The following is a 24722-nucleotide window of genomic DNA, read 5'->3' on the forward strand; positions in this document are numbered from 1 at the left end:
GGGCAACGGTTAGACTGCCGCGATGCATCAGTCTTCCCTGTTCGGCGATCCCGCGCCGTGCCAGCCCGCCGAATTGCACCGCCTGTTCTTCGCCCTGTGGCCCGACGCCGGTGTGCGCGCGCGGATCCGCGAGCGCGCGCTGGCGCTGGAGGCGGCGCAGCGCCCCGGCGGGCGCCTGATCGGCGCCCATCGCTATCACCTCACCCTGCAATTCCTCGGCGATTTCGCCGAACTGCCGCAAGCGCTGGCGCAGCGCGCCGGCGCCGCGGCCGCCGCGGTGCGCGCCGACGCCTTCGATTTCGCGCTGGACCGCGCCGGCAGCTTCGCCAACCGCGACATTCCGTGGTGGCTGGGTAGCGCCGAACCGAATCCGTCGTTGGCGGCGCTGTGGGACCGGCTCGGCGTGGCCCTGGCCAAGCAGGGCGTCAAGGTCGTCGCCAGCCACCGCGCGCACGCGCCGCACGTCACTGTCGTGCGCGAGGCGGGGCACGGGTTGAGCGCGCCGCTGGCGATCGATCCGGTGATCTGGCGGATCGACCGCTTCGTGCTGCTGCACAGCGTGCTCGGCAAGCGCAACGAGTATTCGCTGCTGGGCGAGTGGCCGCTGGACGGCTGAGGCCGCCGCGTGCGCTTCAGCGTTGCGGCGGCAGCGGCTGCAGGCGCACGAACAGACCGAAGTGATCCGACGGCCACACGCCGTCGCGGCTTTCGTTCAGCACGATCCGCGCTTCCTTCACCGCGAAGCCGCGGCGGTCGTAGAACACGTGATCGATGCGCTGCGCCGGCAGGTAGGCCGGGTTGAGCGTGCTGGCGCGCGCCGGATCGGCGGCGAGGCGGGGATGGGCGGTGGCGAAGGCGTCGGCGTAGCGCGCGCGCAGCGCGGCCAGTTCCGGCGCGTCGGCCTCGGTATTGAAGTCGCCGGCGATCAACGTGCGCGCGCCGTGCGCGCTGGCGTCGACGAACGCCAGCAGGCTGGCGACCTGGCGCGCGCGGATCGCGCCGCCGCCGCGTTCGTTGTGCAGGTGGGTGGCGTAGAAGTCCGCGTCCGCCTTGTCGCTGCGCACGTGCGCGGCGCTGCGGTAGTCGTCGAGCGGTTCGAGTTTGCGTTGCTGCGCGTCGGAGCCGGCGCCGGCGATCAGGATCGCGTTGCCGTAGCGCAGCGGCGCATCGAGCGGATCGACCGAAACGAAGCCGACCCGATAGCCCAGGGCCTCGCCCAGGTCCTGTGCCTGGTTGCGCAGGCCCGGCCGTTGCAGCACTTCCTGCAGCGCGATCAGGTCCGGTTTCAAGCGCGCGACCTCGGCCAGGATCAGCGCGCGCCGGCGCGGCCAGTCGCCCTTGTCGTGCCACAGGTTGAGGGTCAGCACGCGCAGTTCCCGCGCCTGCGCGTCGTTCGCTTGCGCGGCCTGCGGCGCGGACGCGCGCTGCGGCGCCGCGCAGGCGGCCAACGCGGCGGCGAGCATCACGCACACGCCGGCGCGCCATCGCGCGCGCGCGCCGCTCATGGCGCCAGCGACGCGGCGCAGCCGCGGTAGTGGCGGTCGCCGACCTGCAGCTCCACGCTGGCGATATAGTCGCGGTCGCTCATGCCGTCGCTGCACTGCTCGCGCCGGTAGTTCAGCGACACCCACACCCCGTCGGCGGTGTAGCCGGTATAGCCGGAGACGTCCTCCAGACGGGTGGCGTCGCGCACGACGAGCTTGCGTTCGCCGTAGTCCAGTTCCAGCCGGATCGCCGGCGACTCGCCCGGGCCGACTTCGGCCAGCCAGCCCGGCTCGGTGCCGACCGCGCGCAACGCCGGGGCGGCCGGCGTCGAAGCCGGCGCGGCCGCGGGCGTGGCCTCGCGCGCGCCCGGCGCGGGCGCGGAACAGGCCGCGAGCCAGAGCGCGGCGAGCGGAACGAAGGCGAGACGGCGCATGCGGCGTTTCCTGAAACCGACGACGCGCCGAGGATAACGCGAAGCCCTTGCAGCCGCCCGCGCGCGGCGGCCGCCCCTTGTAGGAGCGGCGCAAGCCGCGACCGCGACATCGCAACTACGTCGAGACTCTCGCCGCAGTCGCGTCGTCGCGGCTCGCGCCGCTCCTGCGGGCGGATCGCGCGGTCAGCGCGGGACGGTCTGGGTGCGCAGCACCGGATACAGGTTGTAGCGCTCGTCCCAGGCGGTGTGGCGGCGGTAGAAGAAGTCCAGCCGCGCCTGCGGGCTCTTGGCGAAGGCGGGATCGTCGCGCAGCTTGGCCTCGAATTCGGCCTTGACCTGCGGGTCCTTGAGCATTTCGCGCGCCACGTCCTCGGCGACGTAGTCCTCCATGTACTCCTTGCGCTCGAAGGCGTTGTTGAACTCGCCCCACGCCGCCAGCGAATCCGGCGCCTGCGGCTCCAGCAGCGCCATCGCCAGACGCGACTTGGCCTGGGCGATCGGCACGAACAGCGCGCCGGCGATCAGGTCCTGGGTTTCGCTCTTCCATTGCCCGCTCAGCGTATTGCGCTGGTGGCCTTCGCTGGACTGCGCCGACAGCTCGGCCTTGTCGGCGCGGAATGCCTCGACCTGGGCGCCGGCCAGCGCCGCATCCAGGCGCCGGTACTCGATGCCGTGCTGGTCGAGCTTGGCCGCGACCCACGCCGCCTGCGCGGCCGGCACCAGGTAGCCGCCGCGCGGCGCCGGCACCTGCCGTCCCGGCTGGATGTCGTACTTCAGCGGCACGTTCCACACCTGCGGCTTGGTTTCGTCGTAGCGGGTCATCAGCGCGCCGGACACGTCCGACGGCGTGCGCGTGTACGCATAGCCGCGGAAGGCGACGGTGCGGCTCTTGTCGCTGACCTTGTAGTCCAGCGCCACGTCCTGCCCGCCGAGCCGCTTGGCGCGGCCGTCGGCGGCCAGCGCCTCGCCGCGCCATTGCGCGCCGTGGGCGGCGACCAGGTCGAGCAGGTCGACGATGGTGTTGCGGGTGATCCGCACGCGGGTCGGGTAGTCCTTCCACGAATGGGTTTCCACCAGCATCGCCAGGCGGTTGCGCAGGTAGAAATAGCCGTGCGAGAAGCGCGGCGGCGGCACGCCGTCCTCGAAGCCGGAGGCCGGGTTGTCGGATTCGACGAACGAGGGGTAGTAAGGCAGCGGCAGCGAGCCCTGCTTGGCGAGCCGGGCGATGGTGCCGTCGCGCAACGCGGCGCCGGCCTTGCGCAGGGCCTCGTCGCCGGCGTGCACCGGCTCGACCTGGATCGACACGTCGTGCTCGAACTTGGCGCCGTCGGTGACGTGCAGGTCGACGTAGGCCAGCGGGTCCCAGCGCTGCACCAGCTTGAGCATGGCCTGCATTTCCGCCGCGTCGGCCTTGAGGTAATCGCGGTTGAGGTTGTAGTTCTGCGCGGTGACGCGCCAGCCCATTTCCTCCGGGCCGCGCTGGTTGGGGCGGTTCCAGGCGCCGAAGCGCTCGTGGCCGTCGATGTTGAACACCGGCACGAACAGCAGCACCTGCTTGGCCAGCGCGCCCTTCGCCGCTTCGCCGTCGAGCGCCTGGCGCAGGGCCAGGAAGCCGGCGTCCTTGCCGTCGATCTCGCCGGCGTGGATGCCGCCCTGGATCAGCAGCACCGGCAGATTCTTGGCCTGCGCCTGTTCGGGCGTGAACGCGCCGCTGCGGGTGACCACCAGCACCTTCATCGGCCGGCCTTCCGGGGTGGTGCCGAACTCCTCGCAGCGCACCGCGTCGGGATAGCGCTCGGCGAAGCGCGCGCACAGCTCGATCACTTCCTCGTAGCGGCCGGTCTTGAGGAAGCCGCTGCGCTCGGACACGGTGGTGATCGGCGCATCGGCAGCGGGCGCCGGCGCGGCATAGCCGCCGGCGAGGGCCAGCGCGAAGGCGAGGGCGGAGGGCAGGGCGGCGCGGAACTCGGGCTGGCGGGTCATTGCGTAATCCGGATGTGAGTGCGGCGAATGCCGATGGCGCCGCGGTTGCGGTGAGGTCGCGCCGCGGCGCGGGCGCCGGCCGTGGCGAAAGCCGGCCGGCGATGGGGCCGGCTAAATGTAAGGGATCGCGCCGGCCCGCGCCTGTGCGCGAAACGGCCTGCTGTCGAGAGATGACAGCAGTCATGCCGCGCGGCGGCCGCACGCCGTCGCCGTCGCCTAGACTGCGGAGCCCGCGAGCCCCGCGCCCGCGCGTTCGCCTTCGACCGCCGCTTTCAACTCGCGCTTTCAACCCCAGCTTCCATCCCCAGGAGTCCGCATGTACGCGCTGTACTACACGCCCGGTGCCGCCAGTCTGGTCGTCCACTGGCTGTTGCTCGAACTGGACCAGCCGCACGAACTGCGCGCGGTCGACATCGCCGCGCGCGAGCACAAGGACGCCAGCTACCTCGCGCTCAATCCCAACGGCGTGGTGCCGACCTTGCTGGTCGACGGCCAGCCGCGCTACGAGGCCGCGGCGCTGGCGATGCTGCTGGCCGACCGCCACGGCGACGGCGCGTTCGCGCCGGCGCCCGCGGACCCGCAGCGCGCCGAGTACCTGCAATGGATGTTCAACCTCACCGCCACCCTGCAGGCGCCGCTGCGGCTGTGGTGGTATCCGGACGACCTGCAGTGCGACGACGAGGCGGTGCGCCGCGGCGCCCGGGCCCGGTTCGAGGCGGCCTGCGAACGCCTGGACGCGCACCTGGGCGCGCACGGGCCTTACCTGCTCGGCGAGCGCTTGAGCGCGGCCGACTTCTACCTGACCATGCTGATGCGCTGGAGCCGCAACTTGCCGCGTCCCGCGCACGACTGGCCGCACCTGGGCGCGCTGGCGCGGCGGATGAAGGCGCGGCCGAGCTTCGCCGAGCTGTACCGGCGCGAAGGCCTGGAAGAGTGGGCCTGAGCCCGAACCGTCCCATCCGCAAGGAGCGCGACTGCATGGATCGTCCCGATGTCCCGTTTCGCCGCCGCGCCGCATGCTGCGCGGCGTTGCTTCTGAGTTCGGCCGCGGCGCTGGCGGCCGCGGCGCCGGCCGCGCCCGCCGCCGCCGCTGCGGCCAAGCCGGTCAAAGCCGCCCCCGCCCAGGCCGCCGCGGTGCCCGGCTCGGTCGCAGGCGCGGTCGCCGGCGTGCCCGCGGCCGAGTGGACGGTGCGCTGGTGGCGCTGGGCGAACAACGCCTTCCCCGACGGCCTGGCGCCGTACCGCGACCGCGACGGCCGGCTGTGCGCGACGGGCCAGGACGAACGCGGCCCGGTCTGGTTCCTGGCCGGCACCGACGGCAGTTTCGCCGCCCGGCGCCGCTGTCGGGTCCCGGCCGGCGCGCACCTGCTGGTGCCGGTCATCAACATGTATTTCCACGCGCCCACCGCCGGCCCCAATGCGATGGACTGCGCCGAGGTCAAGCGCGCGGCGGCGGTCAACAACGATTACCTGGCCAGCGCGGTGGTGCTGCTCGACGGCAAGCCGCTGGCGCGGCCGCTGCGGCTGGCCTCGCGCTGTTTCGATCCGCAGGCCGCGCGCGCCCACCCCGGCCCGGACCGCGGCGGCCGCTACCGCGCGGCCGCCGACGGCTACTGGCTGCTGCTGCCGCCGCTGGCGCCGGGGCCGCACCGGCTCAGCGTCGGCGCCAACTACGGCAACCCGTACGACTCGGAGTACGGCCGCATGCAGCAGAACTTCGAATACCAATTGCAGGTCGGTGACCTGGCGATCTGACCGGTCGTTCGACGCCGCGCCGGCCGGGCGCGGCGTCTGTCCGCGCGGCCTTGGCGACCGCGCCGGCCAAGCCGGCGGCGCGAACGATGGGGTAGTCTGTGGGGCTGGACCGCCCGGCGCATGCGCCGGACCCCGCGAAGGACGCGCGATTCGACCGACGACCAGGACCGCCGCATGACCCAAGCCGCCACCGCCCCCGCCGATTCGCAGGGCAAGATGCCCCGCCAGATCGCCTTCATCATCGGCAACGAGGCGGCCGAGCGCTTCAGTTTCTACGGCATGCGCAACATCCTGACCGCGTTCCTGGTCGGGACCCTGCTGATGGCGTCCACCGGCGACCTCGCCGAGCGCGAGCGCATGGCCAAGGACGTGTTCCACACGTTCATGATCGGCACCTACTTCTTCCCGCTGCTCGGCGGCTGGCTGGCCGACCGCTACTTCGGCAAGTACAACACCGTCATCTGGTTCTCGCTGGTGTACTGCGCCGGCCACGCCTGCCTGGCGCTGTTCGAACACAACCAGACCGGCTTCTACACCGGCCTGTTCCTGATCGCGTTCGGCGCCGGCGGCATCAAACCCCTGGTGGTGTCGTTCTGCGGCGACCAGTTCGACCAGAGCAACAAGCACAAGGCCAAGCTGGTGTTCGACGCGTTCTATTGGACGATCAACTTCGGCTCGCTGTTCGCGTCCTTGCTGATGCCGATCTTCCTGCGCGAGTACGGCCCCTCGGTGGCGTTCGGCATCCCCGGCGCGCTGATGTTCCTGGCCACGTTCATCTTCTGGCTGGGCCGCAAGCGCTACGTCATGGTGCCGCCGACCCGCAACGCGCCGGACCCGGACTCGTTCTTCAACGTCGCCCGCACCGCGCTGCGCGCCAAGGCGCCGGGGCAGGGCAACCCGGGCGTGGCGGTGGCCGCGGTCGGCGTGGCCCTGGCCGCCGGCGCGCTGGCGCTGATCCCGAGCCTGGGCTTCGTCAAGAGCGCGTGCATGGCGCTGGGCCTGCTGATCGGCTTCGGCGGCTACGGCATCTCGCTGCAGCTCGAGCGCGCGCGCGGCCGCCACCCCGACGCGGCCGTGGACGGCGTGCGCGCGGTGCTGCGCATCCTGATCGTGTTCGCCTTCGTCACCCCGTTCTGGTCGCTGTTCGACCAGAAGGCCTCGACCTGGGTGCTGCAGGGCCAGCGCATGGTGGTGCCGACCGAGTTGTGGTGGTGGCCGAGCTGGCTGATCTCCGGCGAGGGCGGGGCCAAGGCCGCGGCCTCGCAGATGCAGGCGATCAACCCGCTGCTGGTGATGCTGCTGATCCCGTTCAACAACTTGGTGCTGTACCCGGCGCTGCGCGGGATCGGGATCAACCCCACGCCGCTGCGGCGGATGGGCTTCGGCATTGCGGTCTCGGGCCTGTCGTGGATCGTCGCGGCGGTGCTGCAGTTGTATATGGACGCCGGCCACCCCATGTCGCTGGCATGGCAGATCGTTCCCTACATCCTGCTGACCTTCGGCGAGGTGCTGGTCTCGGCGACCGCGCTGGAGTTCGCCTACAGCCAGTCGCCACAGTCGATGAAGGGCGTGATCATGGCCCTGTGGTACCTCACCAGCACGTTCGGCAACCTGTGGGTGATGCTGACCAACGCGGCGGTGCGCAACGAGGCGGTGACCTCGCACATCGCCGCCACCGGGCTGAGCGAGAACGCGTTCCTGATGTTCTTCTTCGCCGGCTTCGCGTTCGTGGCGGCGGCGGCCTTCGGCCTGTACGCGCGGCGCTACCCGATGCAGGACCATTACCGCGCGGCCTGAACCGTCTCGCCGCGCGCCTTACCTGAGCCTCTCCCCGTCGCGAGCCCGCCCCGACCATGATCACTTTCGTCCTGATCGCCGTGACCGTGCTGGTGTCGTGGCAAGCCTTCGAGAAGCGCCGCCTGTACGAGCGGCTGGTGCTGTGGCCGCCGGGGGTGGCGCGCTTCCGCCAGTACGACCGGCTGCTGACCCACGGCTTCGTGCACGCCGACTGGATGCACCTGCTGTTCAACATGATCACCCTGTATTTCTTCGGCCGCGCGGTCGAAGGGGTGTTCGCGCAGTTGGCCGGGCCGGGGATGTTCGCGCTGTTCTACCTCTCGGCGATCGTGGTCGCGATCCTGCCGAGCTACCTGCGCCATCGCAAGGACGGCGGCTACGTCAGCCTGGGCGCGTCCGGCGCGGTCTCGGCGGTGCTGTTCGCGTTCGTGCTGGTGGACCCGTGGAACTGGATCATCGTGTTCGTGATACCGGTGCCGGCCGTGGTCTACGCCATCGCCTATGTCGGCTATTCGTACTGGATGGACAAGCGCGGCGGCGACAACATCAACCACAACGCGCACCTGTCCGGGGCGATCTACGGCCTGCTGTTCATGCTGATGATGAAGCCGGCGCTGTTCTGGTTCTTCCTGGAGCGCCTGGCCAGCCCGCGCGGACCCGGCTTTCTGGGCTGAGGCCGCAGCGCGTCGACGGATCGATGCGCCTGAGTGGGAGGGGCTTCAGCCCCGACGCTGTTCGCTCAAATCGCGACGGTCCGGCACGAAAGCAGCGGGGCTGAAGTCCCCGCCACAAAGGCCGGGCGATGCCGGCCCCAAAAACATCGGGCCCGAAGGCCTCCCGCATCGGCGGGACGGACTTCGGGCCCAAGTTTTTGCTGCGTTGCGGCGGAGCGGGGCTCAGGCCGCCAGCGGGTTTTCCAGTTCCAGCGCGCCCTCGCCGTAGGCCGCGGCCAGCCCGGCCTGGATCTGCGCATCGAGTTCGCGCAGCTCGGCATCGTCGCCTTCGCCGTTGCGGGCGAGGTCGAACAGGCGGGCGATGACGGCATTGCTGTGCGCGTCGTCGCTGCGCATGTCTTTTCGGTCTGGGTCGATGTGGCGAGCCATTGGAATTCCCCTTCGTCGTAACTGTGGACTTACGCACAGTTCCACGCAGGTTCCATGCCAGGGTTTTCCCTAGCTTGCACGGCCGAAAAGTGACGCGAGGCGTCAACACAGGCCGGTCCGCATCAGTCGCCTGACGCAACGCGGCGCAGTCTCACGTCCGCTCACCCGCCATGAAGGTGGCGCGTGCTAACACGGACGCGTGTTGTCGACAGCACAAGGCTGATGTAGTCACGGGGGCAGCCGCTATCATTCGCGCATTCGCAAACACTCGACGAGGAGTCAAGCATGGCGAGCAAGAAGGCGGGCAAGTCCGCAAGCAAATCGGCCCAGCCGGCGCGCACCCGCGCCGCGGGCAAGAAGACCGTAGCCCAGCGAGCGGCCAAGGCCGCCAAGGGCGCGGTCAAGAAAGCGAAGAAGGCCGCGGTCAAGCCGGCGCCGGCGAAGAAGGCGACGAACAAGACCGCGGCGGCGAAGTCCGCGAAAAAGGTCGCGGCGAAGAAGGTCGCGAAGAAGGCGTCCGCCGGCAAGATCGTTAAGAAGGCGACCAAGGCTGCCGCCGCCAAGGTCGCGAAGAAGGCGGCCGGCAAGAAGGTCGCGGGCAAGAAGGCCGCGGTCGGGAAGATCGTGAAGAAGGCGGCCAAGCCTGCGGCCAAAAAGCCGGTGGCGAAGAAGACGGCGGCGAACAAGGCGGCCGCGACGAAGGCAGCGAGCAAGAAGGTGGCGAGCAAGAAGGTGGCTGCCAAAAAGTCGCTGGCCAAGAAAGTGGTGGCCGGCAAGCCGGCCGTGAAGAAGTCCGCCGGCAAGGTCGTGGCGGCGAAGAAGCCGATTGCGAAGAAGCCGGTCGCTAAGAAGCCTGTTGCGAAGAAGGCCGCGGTCACGAAGACGTCGGGCTTGCCGGTCGCGACCCGGCAGGCGGCGCTCAAGAAGGCGACCAAGCAGTCGGCGACCAAGCCGGCGGCGCCGAAGAAGGCCGTGCGTGTGGCGCCGGTCGCCTCGGCGCCGGTGCAGCGGAAGCCCGCGGTTGCGGCCGCGGCGGCAACCAAGCCGGCGGCGAAGCCCGCGGTCGCGAAGCCCGTTATCGCGAAGTCCGCAGCGACCAAGCCTGCCGCGACCAAGCCGGCCGCGGTCAATCCGGCGGTCGCGAAGCCTGCGGCGGCCAAGCCTGCATCCGCGCCCAAGCCCGCATCCGCTCCGGTTTCTGCACCGGCCCAGCCTGCGCCGTCTAAGACCGAAGCCGCGAGCGCGCCCAAGCCCGCCGCAAAGAAGAAGCCCGCGGTTGCGAAGCCGGCGCACAGCGCGCCGACCCAGGATGAGCCGCAGCGTACGGGCGAACTGTTCGCCGAACCGGCGTCCGCGCCGGCCAAGCCCAAGGCCAAGCCGGCGCCGGCCGTCGAGGCGCCCTCGTCGGTCCCGGCCGGTTCGCTGATCGCAGCCGGCGCCGCCGCGCCGGCCGCCGCGCCCGCGTTGCAGGCCGAGTCGCAGCAGCCTGCCGAACCCGCCGCCGCGCCGAGCGCGGTCGCGCAGGGCGCGGCGGAAACCGCGCTGGAAGCCGAAACCGCGGCCGACCGCGATGCCGGCCAGGCCCCGGCCGCCGAGACCGTCGCGTCGCCGCAGGGCGATGCGGCCGAGTCGGACGATTCCAGCGACGCGCCGACCGCGCACATCACCCCGGAACAAGCGCTGGAAAACACCCGCCGCCTGCTCCAGGCCAAGCAGGACGCCGCGCGCGAGCCGCAGCCGTGGCAGCAGCTCGACCCGGGCCACGGCCACGTGCCGGCGCCGGGCCCGCAGTCCGAGAGCGCCGCGCACAAGGCCGGCGAACTGCACGCGGCCGAGAGCCGGATGGACGCGATCCAGGGGTCGATCGGCACCCAGGACCGCCACAACCAGGGCAAGCGCGACAACCGCTGAGCCCCGTCGCCGACGCCGCGCTGCGGCGCCGAACTTCGTCGATACCGGCTCGCGTCGATATCGATCCCGGCGCGCCCCTGCGGCGCGCCGGGGCCGCGGCGGAGCGATCCGCCGCCGCCCCGACCCGCACAGGACTCGACCATGCCCGTCACCGTGACCCACGACCCCGCGCAGCAGCGCTTCAGTACCGTCGTCGACGGCGTCGAGGCGGAGTTGGAATACCAATTGCGCGGCGACCAGCTCGTCATCGCCCACACCGGCGTGCCCGAGGCCATCGGCGGGCGCGGCATCGCCAGCGACCTGGTCCGGGCCGCGTTCGAGTACGCGCGCCAGGCCGGCTACAAGGTGCGCCCGGCGTGCTCGTACGCGGCGGCCTGGACCGAGCGGCATCCGGAGTATTCGCAACTGCTGGGCTGAGGCCGCAGTCGCCCCGGGCCGGCCCGATGATTGGGGGCCGGGGTCGGAGGGCTGTTGTGGGAGGGGCTTCAGCCCCGACGCTTTCCGATCGGATCTCGGCGATCCGGCACGAAAGCGTCGGGGCTGAAGCCCCTCCCACAACAGCCGAGCGCTGGCTTGCTCCCACCAGGCGCCTAGGCCTGGATTCCTGCCTTCAAGCGCCGAGGCCGCACCCCTCTTGCAGGCGCCCAGGCCCGTGAAAACACAGCCGCCGCGGCCCCGTTCGCGGCCCGGTGCCGCCGCCGCACTCGCCTTCGCCGCGCGACTGTGCCAGCCTACGCGCCCCCCACGCCTTCCGCAGGCCGGTTTTCCGGCATGCTTCGCCCATGCGCCTGAACAAACACATCAGCGACACCGGTTTCTGCTCCCGCCGCGAGGCCGACCGCCTCATCGCCGAGGGCCGGGTCACCGTCAACGGCGTGCGCGGCCGGGTCGGCAGCGAAGTGGGCGAGGGCGATGAGGTCCGCATCGACGGCGACGTCCTGCGCGTGCGCGTCGCCGCCAAGGGCAAGCGCCAGCACGTCTATATCGCGCTCAACAAGCCGGTCGGCGTGGTCTGCACCACCGAGTCCGGGGTCAAGGACAACATCGTCGACTTCGTCGGCCACGAGCGCCGGATCTTCCCGATCGGCCGCCTGGACAAGGACTCGGAAGGGCTGATCCTGCTGACCAGCAACGGCGACATCGTCAACGAGATCCTGCGCGCCGAGAACAAGCTGGAAAAGGAATACCTGGTCGCGGTGAACCACGAGGTCACCCCGGAGTTCCTGCGCGGCATGGGCCGCGGCGTGCCGATCCACGGCCAGACCACGCTGCCGTGCAAGACCGGCAAGCTCGGCCGCTTCGGTTTCCGCATCGTGCTGGTGCAGGGCCTGAACCGGCAGATCCGGCTGATGGCCGCGCACTTCGGCTTCCGGGTCAAGCAGCTGCTGCGCGCGCGCATCGGCAACGTCAAGCTGGGCCGGCTCAAGCCCGGCCAATGGCGCAATCTCACCGACGCCGAACTGCAAGGCCTGCTGCCGCAACGCACGCAGTGGTGAACGCCGGGAAAACGCGCGCGCCGCGGCGCGGCGCGGCCGGCCGCGAGGACGCCGCGGCCTAGATGCAGGCGTCACGCCATGGGCGATAATGTCGCGCGAAACTCCCATGGACGCCCCGAAAAGGATCGCTGCATGAAGCGCGTCACCGCCGCCGTCTGCGTGTTGGCCCTGGCCCTGGCGGCCTGCAAGAAGGAAGCCGACACGCCCGCCACCAGCCAGTCGGCCGCGCCGGCGCCGACCGCGGCGTTGCCGGCGCCGGTGGCCGACGCCGCCGATGCGCCGGTCGAGCTCAAGGAAGTGGTCGAGACCACGCCCGGCTACGTGGTCGGCATCACCTACACCACCCAGGCGGCCAAGTACCCGGGCCTGGCGCGCGAGCTCAAGCGCTATGCCGACGGCGCCCGCGCCGAACTCATCGACGCCGCCAACGGCCGCACCGCCAAGGACAACCCCTCGCCGTACGAGCTGTCGCTGACCTTCGACGACGTGGTCGACACGCCCGAGCTGGTCGCGGTCTCCGCCGACGGCAGCAGCTACACCGGCGGCGCCCACGCCGCGCCGCTGATCGCCCGCTTCGTCTGGCTGCCGCGGCAGAACAAGCTGCTGACCGCGCAGGAGCTGATCCCGGACAAGAGCGGCTGGGCCGCGGTCTCGCAGTACGTGCGCGAGCAGCTGCACTCGGCGTTGTCGCAGCGCATCGACGCCGACGACCTGGCCCCGGCGGTGCGCGCCGAACAGATCGAGACCGGCGGCCGCATGATCGACGACGGCACCGGCGCCGACCCGGCCAACTTCGCCATGTTCGAGCCGGTGCGCGGCGCCGACGGCAAGCTCAGCGCGCTCAAGTTCGTGTTCGCGCCGTACGAAGTCGGCCCGTATTCGGACGGCACTCAGACAGTGGAAGTGCCGGCCGCGGTGTTGTTGCCGCATCTGGCCCCGGCCTATCGCGGGCTGTTCCTCGGCGGCGTCTGAGCCGCCGCGCAGGGCCTTCGGGCCCATGAGCGACGCGTGGGAGCTTTTGTGGGAGGGCCTTCAGGCCCGATGCTTTTGTTCCAAATCGCCGCGACCTGAGCGAAAAGCATCGGGCCTGAAGGCCCTCCCACAGAAGAGCCGCATCGCTGCGGCAACGCAGCGTTCGCCGCAGGCGACCGAATCGGCATCGCGCGCCGGCGCGGCTTTGCTATCGTCGATCCGCGGCGCGACGGACGCGCCGCAGGCGGCCCGCAGCGGGTCGCCAGCCGTCTCAGGACGAGCGTGACGGGCGCACGACGACGCGTCGTCCGAGTCCGCACTCCACATCAGCAGGTCGAGCATCCTCCGGGCGCCCCCGCCCCGAGCACGAGGTCGCCATGTCGCTTGCGTCGCTGCACAAACGGGTCGAAGGATTGCTGGAACAGGCCGACGTGCGCGTCGGCGGCGACCGGCCCTGGGACCTGCAGGTCGAGGACGAGTCGTTCTATTCGCGGGTGATCGCGCAGGGCTCGCTCGGCCTGGGCGAGACCTACATGGACGGCGCCTGGCATGCGCAGTCGCTCGACGGCTTGCTGGAACGGCTGATGCGCGCGCGCATCGACGAACAGGTGCACGGCTGGGCGGCGATTCTCGATGGCCTGCGCGCGCACCTGATCAATCTGCAGAGCCACCGCCGCAGCTTCACCGTCGGCGAACGCCACTACGACCTGGGCAACGACCTGTACCGCGCGATGCTCGGCAAGCGGCTGGTCTACAGCTGCGGCTATTGGCGCGATCGCAACGGACAGGCGCTGCACGACCTGGACTCGGCCCAGGAAGCGAAGCTGGATTTGGTCTGCCGCAAGCTGCGGCTCAAGCCCGGCATGCGCGTGCTCGACATCGGCTGCGGTTGGGGCGAGGCGCTGAGGTTCGCCGCCGAGCGCTACGGCATCGTCGGCGTCGGCGTGACCGTCTCGCACGAGCAGGCCGAGTTCGCGCGCGAGCTGTGCCGCGGGCTGCCGGTGGAGATCCGCCTGCAGGACTACCGCGACCTGGACCAGCGTTTCGACCGGATCTTCTCGCTGGGCATGTTCGAGCACGTCGGGGTCAAGAACTACGCCGCGTATTTCGACGTCGCCCGGCGCTGCCTGGACCGCGCCAGCGACGACGGCGGCCTGTTCCTGCTGCACAGCATCGGCGGCAACAAGTCGGTGAGCCACACCGATCCGTGGATCGCCAAGTACATCTTCCCCAACTCGATGCTGCCCTCGGCGCGGCAGATCGCCGAGCACGCCGAAGACCGCTTCGTGATCGAGGACTGGCATAACTTCGGCGCCGACTACGACCTGACCCTGCAGGCCTGGCGCGACAACGTCGAAGCCGCCTGGGACCGGCTCGATGCGCGCTACGACGAACGCTTCCGGCGGATGTGGCGGTTCTACCTGGCCGCGTCGATGGCGACGTTCCGCACCCGGCATGCGCAGCTGTGGCAGTTGGTGCTGTCGCCGGACGGGGTGCCCGGGGGCTACGTCGCGCCGCGTTGAACGCGAGAAAATAGCGAAGAGGAGTGAGGAGTGAGCGAAAGCGGCTTTCGCTCATTCCTCGCTCCTCTGCGCTCACTCCTGGCTACTGTTCCTGCGCCAGCTTCGAATGGCGAATGCCGTAGGCGAAATACACCAGCAGCCCCAGCGACACCCAGATCAGGAAGATCAGCCAGGTGATCGCCGCCAGCTCGGCCAGCAGCCAGATCGAGAAGGCGATGCCGACGATCGGGATCAGCGGCACCAGCGGGGTGCGGAAGCTGCGTTCCAGGTGCGGCTTGCGCACGCGCAGCACCCACACCGAGGCGCAGATGATGATGAAGGCCGAGAGCACGCCGATGTTGACCAGCTTGGCGACCTCGCCGATCGGCAGGAAGCCGGCGACCAGCGCGGTGAACACGCCCAGCGCGACGGTGGGGCGGTGCGGGGTGCCGTACTTCGGGTGGATCTTGGCGAACCAGCCCGGCAGCAGGCCGTCGCGCGAGAGCGAGAACCAGATGCGCGCCGCGCCGAGCATGAAGGCGAACAGCACGCTGGCGATGCCGACCACGGCCGAGAACGCGATCGCCTTGGCGATCCACGGCAGGCCCAGCGCGGCGAAGGCGTCCGACACCGGCGCGTCGCCGCCGAGGGTGGAGTAGTGGGCGATGCCGGTCAGCACCAGCGACACCGCCAGGTACAGCACCATCGACACGCCCAGCGACAGCAGCACCGCGCGCGGCAGATCGCGCTGCGGGTTCTTGGATTCCTCCGCCGCGGTGGTCAGGGTGTCGTAGCCGAACACGGCGAAGAACACCACCGCCGCAGCCGTGCCGACGCCCTTCCAGCCGAAATGGCCGACGCCGTCTTCGCCGACGATGCGCTCGGGCACGAACGGCACCCAGTTGGCGGTGTTGATGTAGAACACGCCCACGCCGATCACCAGCACCACCGCGAGCACCTTGATCGCCACGATCAGGGTGTTGAAGCGCGCGCCCCATTCGGTGCGGAACACCAGCAGCGCCGACACCGCGAGGGTGACCGCGGCGGCGATGACGTTGAACACCCGGCCCTCGCCGGTGCCGTAGGCGCCCTGCGCCCACACCGGCAGGTGGATGCCGGCGCCTTCCAGCAGCACCTGCACATAGCCGGACCAGCCGATCGCCACGACCGCCACGATCAGCGCGTACTCCAGCAGCAGGTCCCAGCCGATCAGCCACGCCGCCAACTCGCCGAGGGTGGCGTAGCTGTAGGTGTAGGCGCTGCCGGTGACCGGGATCATGCCGGCGAACTCGGCGTAGCACAGCGCCGCGGCGGCGCTGGCGATGCCGGCGATCAGGAACGCCAGGGCGACCGCGGGGCCGGCGTTGGTGGCGGCCTCGTGGCCGGCGAGCACGAACACGCCGACGCCGATGATGCCGCCGATGCCGATGGCGGTGAGCTGCCAGAGCCCGAGCACGCGGCGGAAGTCCGAGCGCTTGCCGGCCTCCGCCTGCAGTTGTTCCACCGACTTGTGCCGCAGGATCTTGGCGACCAGGCTCATCGAGCGCTCCGATACGAATGACCGCCGAATCATAGCGGCTGCGCGGGCCGGCGGCGGACGCCGGCGCATGGTCGGCCGGCGCGGCGGCGCGGCGGCGGAGTTCACGCCGCGGCCGGCCGGTCGTTATCGCAATCGAGGCGTCCGCCGTGGGCGGCGCCGTACCCCACCGCCGCCGTCGCGCGGCGGTCGCCGATCGCGCGCCGCCAGGAGTGCCCGCATGCCGTACGAGTACCAGAACGACGTCAACGCCAAGAAGATCCAGAAGCTCGCCGACCCCGAACAGGCCCAGGCGGTGTTGCAGACCATCTCGACCCTGGCCGGGATGACCGAGCCGGTCGACGGCGACCAGGTCAACCAATGGCTGGGGCTGCTCGCCGACGCGCCGATCGTGGCGCAGAAGGTCAAGAGCAGCCACGACATGATCGAGATCTATCCGGGCGGCAAGCGCGAGCCGGACCGGATCTTCATGACCGTGGACGACGGCAAGGTGACCATCGTCGCGGTCGGCGCGGCCAGCCACTGAGCTTGCAGGGGCGTCGGCGCGGGGCGGCGGGCGGGTGGCCGGTCCGCCGCCCCGCGCGGCGTTCGCGGCTGTTTGCGCGCAAGGATGGGTTTGCGCTCGCAGGCCGGCGGACGGGCCGGGCGGGCGGCGGAAGGCCGGCACGTAGCCTGGCCGGGCCGCGCGCGACGCGTCTGGCCGGACGGCAGCGCCGCCGGCGGCGACCGCGTCGCTCTCGCGCTGTGTTCGCGCTGCTCTCGAGTTGCTCTCGCGCTGCTCTTGGCCGCGGCGCCGGCAGCTCCTAGGCTGTGCGCTTCCCCCGCGCCGGCAGGAGGCCGCGCCGCGCATGGCCATCGCAAGCAAGGGCAGCCGCCGTATCGTCGTCGACGGGCAGGCGTACCGCTGGGCGGTCCGGTCGCGACCGACCTACGCCCAGGGCCTGGGCGCGCCGCTGACGTTTGCGGTGCAGCAGGTCGGGGCCGGCGAGGGCCAGATCCTGCACGTCGTCGCGGCCGCGGCGCGGCCGGACCATTGGCTCGGCGAGCCGGTAACCACGATCGCGCCGGCGCAAGTGGCCGCGGCGATTCAGCTAGGCCTTGAAGCGGGCTGGACGCCGGCCGCGCCGGGATCGGCGTTCGAGCTGCGTCTGCCGGCGCAGTGAGGCGGGTCGGGTGAGCCCGTCCTGCTGCGCGCAAGCGGCGCGCGTCGGCTGCGCCCGCCGCAAGCTCCAAGCGGGCCCGCGCGCGCTGACCTCGCGGCCGCGGCCGCGAGCGGCCGCCCCAACGGCTGTCATCGGCGTCCGGCAGGCTGGGGCTACGGCCGCGTGGCCGTGCATCCCGCTTGCGTACGATCTAGGATTCCCCGATGCCGCACCCGAACCTCCCGCGCCGCCCGCTGGCCGCGCTCGCGCTGCTGTTGTTCGCCGCCGCCGCCGGCGCCGCCGCGCCCGAACGGAAGCCGTCCATGCCCCACGCTTCGCCTCCGACCTCCGCCGCGCCGGGCCAGCAGGGCCTGATCGTGATCGCCCACCGCGGCGCCAGCGGCTACCGCCCCGAGCACACCTTGGAGGCCTACCGGCTGGCGATAGCCCAGGGCGCGGACTTCATCGAGCCGGATCTGGTCGCCACCCGCGACGGCGAACTGGTGGTGCGCCACGAGAACGAAATCTCCGGCACCACCGATGTCGCCGCGCATCCCGAATTCGCCGACCGCAAGACCACCAAGACCATCGACGGCGAGTCGCTGACCGGCTGGTTCACCGAGGACTTCACCCTCGCCGAACTCAAGACCCTGCGGGCCAAGGAGCGCATCCCGCAGGTGCGTCCCGGCAACACCCGTTACGACGGCCAGTTCCCGATCGCGACGCTGAAGGAAGTGATCGCGCTGGCGAAGCAGGAGAGCCGCGACGGCCGGGTCGTCGGCATCTATCCGGAAACCAAGCACCCGACCTGGTTCGCCAGCGAGGGCCGGCACCTGGACGGCAGCCGGATCGGGATCTCGCTCGGCCAGAAGCTGGTCGACACCCTGGTCGCCGAGGGCTTCACCGATCCGCGTCGGGTCTATATCCAGAGCTTCGAGGTCGGCAACCTGATCGAGCTCAAGCAGCGCATCCTGCCCAAGGCCGGGATCGACCTGCCGCTGGTGCAGCTGTACGGCGATTTCGAGCGCGACACGCCGTACGACATCGTCTACAACCGGCGCAGCGGCGCGGATCTGGCGCGCATCTACGGCGACCTCGCCCAGGCCATCCCCGGCGGCCTGGCCGCGGCCCGCTACGGCGCGCTGACCGAACCGGCGGCGCTGCGCTGGATGCAGGCGCACTACGCGTCCGGCCTGGGCCCGTACAAGGCCAGCCTGATCGAGCGCGCGCCGCTGCCGGCCAAGCGCGACGCCGACGGCGACGGCCATGCGCTGCTGGCCACGCGCAACACCGGGATCGTCCACCCCGTGCTCGCGCGCGCGCTGGCACTGGGCCTGCAGGTGCATCCCTACACCGTGCGCGCCGAGGAGCCGTTCCTGACCCAGACCGCCAACGGCATCGACCAGAGCGCGCTCGGCGAAGCGCTGCAGCTGTACGGCCTGGGCGTGCAGGGCTTCTTCATCGACAACCCCGACATCGGCGTGGCTGCGCGCAACCTGTTCCTGGAACAGAGCAAGATCGCCCCGATCGCGAAGTAAAACGGTAAGCCCCTGCAGGAGCGGCGCAAGCCGCGACCGCGACAAACCAACTACGCCGGAACTTGCGCCGCAGTTGCGTTGCTGCGGTCGCGGCTCGCGCCGCTCCTACAGGAGGCGAATGCGGCTACGCGAGCGCGGCGTCCAGCGTCGCGCCGCAATCGGCTTCGAGCTTCAGGGTCGCGATCTCGTCGGCGCGGGTCACGCCGCGGTTGAGCAGCGCCAGCGGCAGCCCGGCCTCGCGCGCGGCGCGGGCGAAGCGGAAGCCGGAATAGACCATCAGCGACGAGCCGACCACCAGCATCGCGTCGGCCTGCGCCAGCGACTGCTGCGCGGCGGCCACGCGCGCGCGCGGCACGTTCTCGCCGAAGAACACCACGTCGGGCTTGAGCAGACCGCCGCAGGCGGCGCAGGGCGGGACTTGGAAGCGTTCGAACGCCAGGCCTTCCAGGTCGGCGTCGCCGTCGGGCAGGACGGCGGCGTCGAGGTCGCGCCAGTCCGGATTGCGCTGCGCCAGTTCCTCCTGCAGCTGCGCGCGCGGGCGGCGCGCACCGCAGTCCAGGCAGACGACTTCGTCGAGGCGGCCGTGCAGATCGACCACGTCGAGGCTGCCGGCGCGGCTGTGCAGCGCGTCGACGTTCTGGGTGACGAGCGCATGTGCGGGCTCGCGCCGCTGCCAGCGCGCCAGCGCGCGGTGGCCGGAGTTGGGCTGGGCGCGGTCGAACGCGGGCCAGCCGACGAAGCTGCGCGCCCAGTAGCGCGAGCGCGCGCGGGCATCGCCGGTGAAGGCGCGGAAATCGATCGGCGGCTTGCGCTGCCAGGCGCCGCTCTCGTCGCGGTAATGCGGAATGCCCGAACCGGTGCTGATGCCCGCGCCGGTCAGCACGAACAGGCGGCGGTGCGGGCGCAGCCAGTCGCGCAGGCGTTGGGCGGCGTCGTCGGTGGCGGGGGCTTGGGCGGTCATGCGCGGGCAGGGGCGTGGCGGTGGGCTGAGCAGGAAATGGGTGCGGCCGGCGGCCAATCCAAGATCGGTCCGCGGGCGGTGCGGGATGCGCCGGCCTAGAGTTCGAGCCGATGCAGGATCCGGATCGGCCCGAGCTGCGCGCGTTCGTCCGCGCTCAGGTCCGGCGAGTCGTCGTAGAACAGGCTGTGGTAGTCGTCCCCCAGATAGGCCTGGCCGCGGTCCCAGACCACGCACCAGCCCGGCGCGCGGGTGGGCCCGTGGCGGGTGCCGTCGCAGACGCTGCGGCAATCCAGCGCCAGCGACAGCGTGCGCGCGATCGCCAGGCCCAACTCGTAGTCGTCGCCGCCGGCCAGGTTGGTGGCGTGCAGGGCGAACGGAAATTCGCTGGCGTTGCGGTGCAGCTGCACGAACACCACGCCGGCGCAGTCGTCGTCGAACTCGCCCCAGCGCAATCGCGCCTGCGGCGCGTGCGCGGCGAACGCCGCCGCGACCGCGTCGGGGCGGGGTTGTGCGGACAGACCGATGTAAAACATGCGGGGTCGGCGCTCGGGATTCGGGGGGCGGATGTAGCAGACGCCAAGCCCGGTCGCTTTGCAAACGCACAGGGCTTGCCTGCGACCGCTGAACCGCGGCTCCTGATTCCTGATTCCAAACAAAAAGGCCGCCCGGATCGCTCCGGGCGGCCTGGCTTCCCGCGCGCGGGGCGCTCGCGGGTCGCCGGGGGGAGGTCCCAGTGATGCTCAGCGGTGCGGCGACGGCGCGCGTCCTGCGGCCGTCGCGCTCACCACACGATGCCGGCGCCGACGGTCACGCCGACGTCGCCCTTGGAGTTGCTGTTGCCCGACAGCTTGTACACATAACGCCCGTCCTCGCTGATGGTGGAGATGCCGACGGCGAAGCCGCTTTCGCCGCGGAAACTGCTGGCGGCGATCGCCGCCATGCTCTTGCCCGGCATGTACGACTGCGGCAGGCCGGCCACCGCCATCGCCGAAGCGACGCCGGCGCTGGCCTTGTCGTCGAGCTGGCCGATGTCGCGGCGCAGTTGGTTGCCCCAGTGGTCGGTGTACTGGTTGGAGGTGTTGATCGCGCGGTTCACCCCGTCGTTGAGTTGCTGCACGTTGACCGCGTCGGTGTTGGCGGTGCCGGCGCGGACGTTGCGCACGGTCACCGCCGCGCCGCCGTTGTTGAGCGTGACCTGGGTGGTGTTGACGCTGCCGTCGGGATTGCCGTCGTAGCGCACGGTGCCGGACTGCGAAGCCTTGAGCTGGGCGAGGTTGACCGCGTCGTTGTCCTGGGTGCCGGCGGCGACGTTGACCACCTGGCGCTGCTGGCTGGCGTTGCCCACCGACACGCTGTCGGCGCGGTCGGCGACCGCGCCCTGGCCCAGCGCGACCGCGCCGGACGCGGTCGCGCTGGCGCTTTCGCCGACCGCGACGGCGTTGGTCGCGCCGGCGGCGATGCTCGAGTTCGCGCCGACCGCGGTGCTGCCGTCGGCGTTCACTCGCGCGTTGCCGCCGACCGCGGTGTCGTTGGCGCCGGCCGCGTAGCTGTCGCCGCCGATCGCGGTGGCGCGGCTGCCGCCGGCGCTGGCGCTGGCGCCGACCGCGACCCCGCGCGAACCGGCCGCGACCGAGGCGTTGCCGGTGCCGTCGATGGCCACGCGCGGATCGGGCGTGGTCGCCGGCGGCAGGTTGTCGATGCGGTTGTTGAGGTTGGTCAGGCTGGCGTCGACCGCGGCGAAGGCGGCGCCGATGTTGCTGTAGCCGGCGCCCTGCACGGTGTAGTTCGGCGCGCCGAAGCTGCCGGCGTTGAACAGCGAGCCGCCGCCGAAGACAGCGGCGATGGAGTCGCCCATCGTCTGGATCTGCCCGCCGTTGACCGCCTGCAGGCTGCCGGCGGCGATCTGCCCGGCGGCGAGGTTGTCGATCACCGTGCCGGTGCCGGCCGGACCGCGCAGGGTGATCGCGGCGTAGTCGGGATTGCCGCTGCCGTCGTCGTCGTACTGCACCGCGAACGCGTTGCTGGCGCTCTGGTTGCCGTCGAGCGCGTTCAGCGCCGCGCCGACGTCGTGGTACGCGGTGCCGCCGATGGAGTAGCTCGGCGCGGTGAAGGCCCCGCCGGCGTTGAACGCCGCGCCGCCGCCGAACAGGCCGGCGACGCCGCTGCCGAGGTCGAACAGCTGCCCGCCGTTGACGGCCTGCAGGCTCGCGGCGGCGATCTGTCCGGCAGCGACGTTGTCGATCACGGTGCCGGTGCCGGCCGGACCGCGCAGGGTGATCGCGGCGTAGTCGGGATTGCCGGCGCCGTCGTCGTCGTATTGCACCGCGAAGGCATTGCCGGCGCTCTGGCCGTTGTCGAGCGCGTTCAACGCGGCGCCGACATTGGTGTAGGGATTGCCGCCGATGACGTAGTTCGGCGCGGTGAACGTGCCGCCGGCATTGAACGCGGCGCCGCCGCCGAAGACGTCGGCGATGCCGGTGCCGAGGTTGAAGAGCTGTCCGCCGTTGATCGCCTGCAGACTGTTGGCGGCGATCTGCCCGGCGGCGACGTTGCCGACGACGGTGCCGGTGCCGGCCGGCCCGCGCAGGGTGATCGCGGCGTAGTTGGGGTTGCCGGCGCCGTCGTCGTCGTACTGCACGGCGAAGGCGTTGCCGCTACTGAGGTTGCTGTCGAGCGCGCTCAACGCGGCGCCGACGTTGGTGTAGGCGTTGCCGCCGATGACGTAGTTCGGCGCGGTGAACGTGCCGCCGGCATTGAACGTCGCGCCGCCGCCGAAGATGTCGGCGATGCCGGTGCCGAGGTTGAACAGCTGTCCGCCGTTGATCGCCTGCAAACTGGCGGCGGCGATCTGCCCGGCGGCGACGTTGCCGAGCGTCGTACCGGTGCCGGCCGGCCCGCGCAGGGTGATCGCGGCGTAGTTCGGGTTGCCGGCGCCGTCGTCGTCGTACTGCACCGCGAACGCATCCGCATTTTGCGCGCCGAGGTCGAGCGCGGCCAACGCCGAGCCGACGTTGCTGTACGCGTTGCCGCCGATCACGTAGTTCGGCGCGGTAAAGGTCCCGCCGGCGTTGAACGCGGCGCCGGCGCCGAAGAGATTGGCGATGCCGGTGCCGATGCCGAACACCTGGCCGCCGTTGACCGCCTGCAAACTGCCCGCGGCGATCTGCCCGGCGGCGAGGTTGCCGAGCACAGTGCCGGTACCGGCCGGTCCGCGCAGGGTGATCGCGGCGTAGTTGGGGTTGCCGGCGCCGTCGTCGTCGTACTGCACCGCGAACGCGTCCAGCGCCTGCGCATTGCCGTCGAGCGCGGCCAGCGCGGCGCCGACGTTGGCGTAGCCGTTGCCGGCGATGACGTAGTTCGGCGCGGTCACCGTGCCGTCGGCCGCGACCGCGGCGCCGCCGCCCAGGCGCTGGGCGTTGGACTGGCTGATCGCGAAGGCCTGCGCGCCGTTGATCGCCTGGGTGCTGGCCGCGTTGACCGCGCCGGCGCGGACGTTGGCGAGGGTGGTGCCGCCGGCGCCCTGCAGGGTGACGCTCTGCAGGTTCGGCGAACCGCCGGCGTCGTCGTACTTGACCGCGAACGGATCGCTCGCTGCGGTGGCCAGCGCGCCCTGCAACTGGGCCAGGTTGACCGCGTCGGTGCCGACGCTGCCGGCGGCGACGTTGCTGAGCTTGCGGGTCGCGCCGGCCGCGCCGATCGACACTTCGCCGGACGAGGTCTGCGGCGCCGCCAGGCCGAACGCGGCGTAGCCGGTCTGCGCGCCGACCGCGGTCGAGGAACCCGCGCCGAGCGCCACGCTGTTGGCGTGGGTGGAGGTCGCGCCGAAGCCGAGGATGGTCTGGCGGTTGGCGTTGCCGAAGCTGTTGTCGCCGATCACCACCGAATTGCCGAGGCGCGCGGCGTAGTTGGTGTCCGGGCCGCCGGTGAAGCCGGCCGCGGCCGCGCTGATGGTGGGCAGCTGGTGGCGGGCGTTGGTGCCCATGACGATGGTGTTGGAGCCGTTGGCGTAGCTGCCGTCGCCGATCAGCACCTGGTTGTTCTGCGCGGCGTTGGTGCGCCAGGTGCAGGCCACGCCGATCACCACGCACGAGGCGTTGTTGTTGTTGCCGGTGTAGTTGCTGTCCTGGAACTGGATGTAGCTGTCGGAGTGCACCGCGCCGATCAGGGTGAGGTGGTTGGCGGGCTGGTTGCCGTCCAGGTCGACCGCGTTCGGCAACTGCACCAGGTTGAGGATCAGCGACAGGTAGGAGTAGTTGAAATTGGCGCGGTCGATGGTCAGGCAGCCGGTGCCGAGCAGGCCGCAGGACTGGTAGTCGTTGCCGAGCAGCCAGTTCTGCAGGTAGCCGAGCAGGCCGGGCAGGGTGTTGTTGAGCGCCGGCGGCGGCTCGATGATGCTCATCGGCGAGACCATGCCGCCGTCGAAGGCGCTGGCCGAACGCCAGGTGTCGCGGTTGGGGACGCCGTCGAACACCAGCGGCAGCAGCGGCGCGGGAGCGGCGAACGGATCGGCTTCGGACAGCGCGCTGTCGTTGGATTCCTCGGTGCCGGTCATCGGCGCGGATTCGCCCAGTGCCGGCGTCGCGTCGGCATCGGCCGCGCCCGGTGCGGCCGCGGCGGCCGGACGCGCGAGCAGGGCCAGGGCGACGCAGCCGGCGAGCAGCGAGGCGCGCAGCAGTGCGGCGGCGCGGCGGCGGTCGGGGGTGGCGGGGAAGGCACGGGTGTGACGCGGGTGGCGCAGTTGGCGCAGTTGGCGCAGGGTCATGGCAGCCTCCGTCGGAATCGGCGCAAGCCGATCGGCATCGCAGGCGCCAGGCGCACAGCGCGGCCGCCTCGCGGCCGTCGTCGAATTGTCCTGAATCCCCCGATGCCGCGGTCGTCCGGGTTCGCTGGCGCGGACGACGCATCGGCGATTGCAGGCTAGGCAGCGCGCGCGGACAAAGCACTCATGCTGCTTCACCCTGGCTCACCTGTGATCACGTTGGCAGTTGCGCGGTGGGCGTGCGTGAGCGTGGGGATCGCGCGGGTGTCGGCCGCTGTTTCGCGCAGGGAAATGAGTTGCCGCGCACCCCGCCTGTCGTCATGCCCGCGAAGGCGGGCATTCAGAACC

The 24722-nt window shown here is 71.2% G+C and carries 22 protein-coding genes and 2 pseudogenes; 15 read left to right on the forward strand and 9 right to left on the reverse strand.

What is annotated here, in order from left to right; all coding sequences use genetic code 11:
• Positions 1–22: 22 nt before the first annotated feature.
• On the forward strand, positions 23–616 hold the full coding sequence (thpR, locus tag JHW41_RS10010; RefSeq protein WP_250449803.1) for an RNA 2',3'-cyclic phosphodiesterase: 594 nt from the start codon (positions 23–25) through the stop codon (positions 614–616).
• A 16-nt stretch (positions 617–632) separates the two neighbouring features.
• Here thpR and JHW41_RS10015 read toward each other — a convergent pair whose 3' ends face one another.
• The 3 genes from JHW41_RS10015 to JHW41_RS10025 all read right to left on the reverse strand — a co-directional run bounded on the left by JHW41_RS10015 (position 633) and on the right by JHW41_RS10025 (position 3871).
• Positions 633–1505 (reverse strand): endonuclease/exonuclease/phosphatase family protein, encoded by an 873-nt coding sequence (locus JHW41_RS10015; protein ID WP_250449804.1) that lies wholly within the window; start codon positions 1503–1505, stop codon positions 633–635.
• Positions 1502–1918, reverse strand: coding sequence for a hypothetical protein (locus JHW41_RS10020; RefSeq protein WP_250449805.1), 417 nt, complete (start codon positions 1916–1918; stop codon positions 1502–1504). Before JHW41_RS10020 ends, JHW41_RS10015 begins: the two co-directional genes overlap by 4 nt.
• Before the next feature lie 183 nt (positions 1919–2101).
• Positions 2102–3871 carry a M14 family metallopeptidase gene (locus tag JHW41_RS10025; protein ID WP_428995530.1) on the reverse strand — a complete coding sequence of 590 codons (1770 nt, stop codon included), beginning with the start codon at positions 3869–3871 and terminating at the stop codon, positions 2102–2104.
• Between the two features lie 346 nt (positions 3872–4217).
• On the opposite strand from JHW41_RS10025, the gene JHW41_RS10030 reads away from it, so the two are divergent.
• The 5 genes and pseudogenes from JHW41_RS10030 to JHW41_RS26790 form a co-directional block, all read left to right on the forward strand.
• The gene (locus JHW41_RS10030) at positions 4218–4844 is read left to right on the forward strand and encodes a glutathione S-transferase family protein (protein ID WP_250449807.1); all 627 of its coding nucleotides are present in this window, start codon (positions 4218–4220) and stop codon (positions 4842–4844) included.
• Positions 4845–4879: 35 nt separating this feature from the next.
• On the forward strand, positions 4880–5656 hold the full coding sequence (locus JHW41_RS10035; RefSeq protein ID WP_250449808.1) for a hypothetical protein: 777 nt from the start codon (positions 4880–4882) through the stop codon (positions 5654–5656).
• A 174-nt stretch (positions 5657–5830) separates the two neighbouring features.
• A complete protein-coding gene (locus JHW41_RS10040; RefSeq protein ID WP_250449809.1) occupies positions 5831–7453 on the forward strand; it encodes an oligopeptide:H+ symporter in 1623 nt (540 codons plus the stop codon).
• 56 nt (positions 7454–7509) lie between these two features.
• Positions 7510–8127, forward strand: coding sequence for a rhomboid family intramembrane serine protease (locus JHW41_RS10045; protein WP_057948048.1), 618 nt, complete (start codon positions 7510–7512; stop codon positions 8125–8127).
• Between the two features lie 33 nt (positions 8128–8160).
• Positions 8161–8211, forward strand: a pseudogene (locus tag JHW41_RS26790) (DUF6053 domain-containing protein); the annotation flags it as partial.
• A 138-nt stretch (positions 8212–8349) separates the two neighbouring features.
• On the opposite strand, the gene JHW41_RS10050 reads toward JHW41_RS26790, so the two are convergent.
• The gene (locus JHW41_RS10050; RefSeq protein ID WP_157490394.1) at positions 8350–8523 is read right to left on the reverse strand and encodes a hypothetical protein; all 174 of its coding nucleotides are present in this window, start codon (positions 8521–8523) and stop codon (positions 8350–8352) included.
• Between the two features lie 318 nt (positions 8524–8841).
• Between JHW41_RS10050 and JHW41_RS10055 the strand changes: the two genes are divergently transcribed.
• The 5 genes from JHW41_RS10055 (at position 8842) to JHW41_RS10070 (ending at position 12935) form a co-directional block, all read left to right on the forward strand.
• The gene (locus JHW41_RS10055) at positions 8842–10467 is read left to right on the forward strand and encodes a hypothetical protein (RefSeq protein ID WP_250449810.1); all 1626 of its coding nucleotides are present in this window, start codon (positions 8842–8844) and stop codon (positions 10465–10467) included.
• 141 nt (positions 10468–10608) lie between these two features.
• Entirely contained in the window at positions 10609–10884 is a 276-nt protein-coding gene (locus JHW41_RS10060) for a GNAT family N-acetyltransferase (RefSeq protein ID WP_250449811.1), read from the forward strand.
• Between the two features lie 26 nt (positions 10885–10910).
• Entirely contained in the window at positions 10911–11123 is a 213-nt protein-coding gene (locus JHW41_RS26795) for a DUF6053 domain-containing protein (protein WP_428995495.1), read from the forward strand.
• 126 nt (positions 11124–11249) lie between these two features.
• Positions 11250–11963 (forward strand): pseudouridine synthase, encoded by a 714-nt coding sequence (locus JHW41_RS10065; protein ID WP_078999146.1) that lies wholly within the window; start codon positions 11250–11252, stop codon positions 11961–11963.
• 132 nt (positions 11964–12095) lie between these two features.
• Positions 12096–12935 (forward strand): DUF3298 and DUF4163 domain-containing protein, encoded by an 840-nt coding sequence (locus JHW41_RS10070; RefSeq protein ID WP_057948044.1) that lies wholly within the window; start codon positions 12096–12098, stop codon positions 12933–12935.
• A gap of 80 nt (positions 12936–13015) precedes the next feature.
• Here JHW41_RS10070 and JHW41_RS26800 read toward each other — a convergent pair.
• Positions 13016–13123 (reverse strand): annotated as a pseudogene (locus JHW41_RS26800) (DUF6053 domain-containing protein); the annotation flags it as partial.
• A gap of 189 nt (positions 13124–13312) precedes the next feature.
• Here JHW41_RS26800 and cfa point away from each other — a divergent pair.
• On the forward strand, positions 13313–14458 hold the full coding sequence (gene cfa, locus JHW41_RS10080) for a cyclopropane fatty acyl phospholipid synthase (RefSeq protein WP_250449813.1): 1146 nt from the start codon (positions 13313–13315) through the stop codon (positions 14456–14458).
• An 82-nt stretch (positions 14459–14540) separates the two neighbouring features.
• Here the strand turns inward: cfa and JHW41_RS10085 are convergent, their stop codons facing one another.
• On the reverse strand, positions 14541–15977 hold the full coding sequence (locus JHW41_RS10085) for an amino acid permease (protein ID WP_057948042.1): 1437 nt from the start codon (positions 15975–15977) through the stop codon (positions 14541–14543).
• Positions 15978–16194: 217 nt separating this feature from the next.
• On the opposite strand from JHW41_RS10085, the gene JHW41_RS10090 reads away from it, so the two are divergent.
• From JHW41_RS10090 to JHW41_RS10100, 3 genes are all read left to right on the forward strand, one after another.
• Entirely contained in the window at positions 16195–16500 is a 306-nt protein-coding gene (locus JHW41_RS10090) for a hypothetical protein (RefSeq protein ID WP_250449814.1), read from the forward strand.
• Between the two features lie 322 nt (positions 16501–16822).
• The gene (locus JHW41_RS10095; RefSeq protein ID WP_250449815.1) at positions 16823–17137 is read left to right on the forward strand and encodes a hypothetical protein; all 315 of its coding nucleotides are present in this window, start codon (positions 16823–16825) and stop codon (positions 17135–17137) included.
• Between the two features lie 302 nt (positions 17138–17439).
• Positions 17440–18654, forward strand: coding sequence for a glycerophosphodiester phosphodiesterase family protein (locus JHW41_RS10100; RefSeq protein WP_078999211.1), 1215 nt, complete (start codon positions 17440–17442; stop codon positions 18652–18654).
• A 124-nt stretch (positions 18655–18778) separates the two neighbouring features.
• On the opposite strand, the gene JHW41_RS10105 is transcribed toward JHW41_RS10100, so the two are convergent.
• From JHW41_RS10105 to JHW41_RS10115, 3 genes are all read right to left on the reverse strand, one after another.
• Positions 18779–19615, reverse strand: coding sequence for an NAD-dependent protein deacetylase (locus JHW41_RS10105; RefSeq protein WP_250449816.1), 837 nt, complete (start codon positions 19613–19615; stop codon positions 18779–18781).
• Positions 19616–19710: 95 nt separating this feature from the next.
• Positions 19711–20148 carry a hypothetical protein gene (locus JHW41_RS10110; protein ID WP_250449817.1) on the reverse strand — a complete coding sequence of 146 codons (438 nt, stop codon included), beginning with the start codon at positions 20146–20148 and terminating at the stop codon, positions 19711–19713.
• A 248-nt stretch (positions 20149–20396) separates the two neighbouring features.
• Positions 20397–24377: a YadA family autotransporter adhesin gene (locus JHW41_RS10115; RefSeq protein WP_250449818.1), complete on the reverse strand. Its 3981-nt coding sequence runs from the start codon at positions 24375–24377 to the stop codon at positions 20397–20399.
• Between the last annotated feature and the right edge of the window lie 345 nt (positions 24378–24722).

Origin of the sequence: Lysobacter enzymogenes, from assembly GCF_023617245.1 — a bacterium.
Lineage (GTDB): Bacteria > Pseudomonadota > Gammaproteobacteria > Xanthomonadales > Xanthomonadaceae > Lysobacter > Lysobacter yananisis.

Bases quoted from the DNA above. Each gene is read 5' to 3' on its own strand.
- thpR (WP_250449803.1), top strand. From the start codon at position 23: ATGCATCAGTCTTCCCTGTTCGGCGATCCCGCGCCGTGCCAGCCCGCC.
- JHW41_RS10015 (WP_250449804.1), bottom strand. From the start codon at position 1,505: ATGAGCGGCGCGCGCGCGCGATGGCGCGCCGGCGTGTGCGTGATGCTC.
- JHW41_RS10020 (WP_250449805.1), bottom strand. From the start codon at position 1,918: ATGCGCCGTCTCGCCTTCGTTCCGCTCGCCGCGCTCTGGCTCGCGGCC.
- JHW41_RS10030 (WP_250449807.1), top strand. From the start codon at position 4,218: ATGTACGCGCTGTACTACACGCCCGGTGCCGCCAGTCTGGTCGTCCAC.
- JHW41_RS10035 (WP_250449808.1), top strand. From the start codon at position 4,880: ATGGATCGTCCCGATGTCCCGTTTCGCCGCCGCGCCGCATGCTGCGCG.
- JHW41_RS10040 (WP_250449809.1), top strand. From the start codon at position 5,831: ATGACCCAAGCCGCCACCGCCCCCGCCGATTCGCAGGGCAAGATGCCC.
- JHW41_RS10045 (WP_057948048.1), top strand. From the start codon at position 7,510: ATGATCACTTTCGTCCTGATCGCCGTGACCGTGCTGGTGTCGTGGCAA.
- JHW41_RS10050 (WP_157490394.1), bottom strand. From the start codon at position 8,523: ATGCGCAGCGACGACGCGCACAGCAATGCCGTCATCGCCCGCCTGTTC.
- JHW41_RS10055 (WP_250449810.1), top strand. From the start codon at position 8,842: ATGGCGAGCAAGAAGGCGGGCAAGTCCGCAAGCAAATCGGCCCAGCCG.
- JHW41_RS10060 (WP_250449811.1), top strand. From the start codon at position 10,609: ATGCCCGTCACCGTGACCCACGACCCCGCGCAGCAGCGCTTCAGTACC.
- JHW41_RS26795 (WP_428995495.1), top strand. From the start codon at position 10,911: ATGATTGGGGGCCGGGGTCGGAGGGCTGTTGTGGGAGGGGCTTCAGCC.
- JHW41_RS10065 (WP_078999146.1), top strand. From the start codon at position 11,250: ATGCGCCTGAACAAACACATCAGCGACACCGGTTTCTGCTCCCGCCGC.
- JHW41_RS10070 (WP_057948044.1), top strand. From the start codon at position 12,096: ATGAAGCGCGTCACCGCCGCCGTCTGCGTGTTGGCCCTGGCCCTGGCG.
- cfa (WP_250449813.1), top strand. From the start codon at position 13,313: ATGTCGCTTGCGTCGCTGCACAAACGGGTCGAAGGATTGCTGGAACAG.
- JHW41_RS10085 (WP_057948042.1), bottom strand. From the start codon at position 15,977: ATGAGCCTGGTCGCCAAGATCCTGCGGCACAAGTCGGTGGAACAACTG.
- JHW41_RS10090 (WP_250449814.1), top strand. From the start codon at position 16,195: ATGCCGTACGAGTACCAGAACGACGTCAACGCCAAGAAGATCCAGAAG.
- JHW41_RS10095 (WP_250449815.1), top strand. From the start codon at position 16,823: ATGGCCATCGCAAGCAAGGGCAGCCGCCGTATCGTCGTCGACGGGCAG.
- JHW41_RS10100 (WP_078999211.1), top strand. From the start codon at position 17,440: ATGCCCCACGCTTCGCCTCCGACCTCCGCCGCGCCGGGCCAGCAGGGC.
- JHW41_RS10105 (WP_250449816.1), bottom strand. From the start codon at position 19,615: ATGACCGCCCAAGCCCCCGCCACCGACGACGCCGCCCAACGCCTGCGC.
- JHW41_RS10110 (WP_250449817.1), bottom strand. From the start codon at position 20,148: ATGTTTTACATCGGTCTGTCCGCACAACCCCGCCCCGACGCGGTCGCG.
- JHW41_RS10115 (WP_250449818.1), bottom strand. From the start codon at position 24,377: ATGACCCTGCGCCAACTGCGCCAACTGCGCCACCCGCGTCACACCCGT.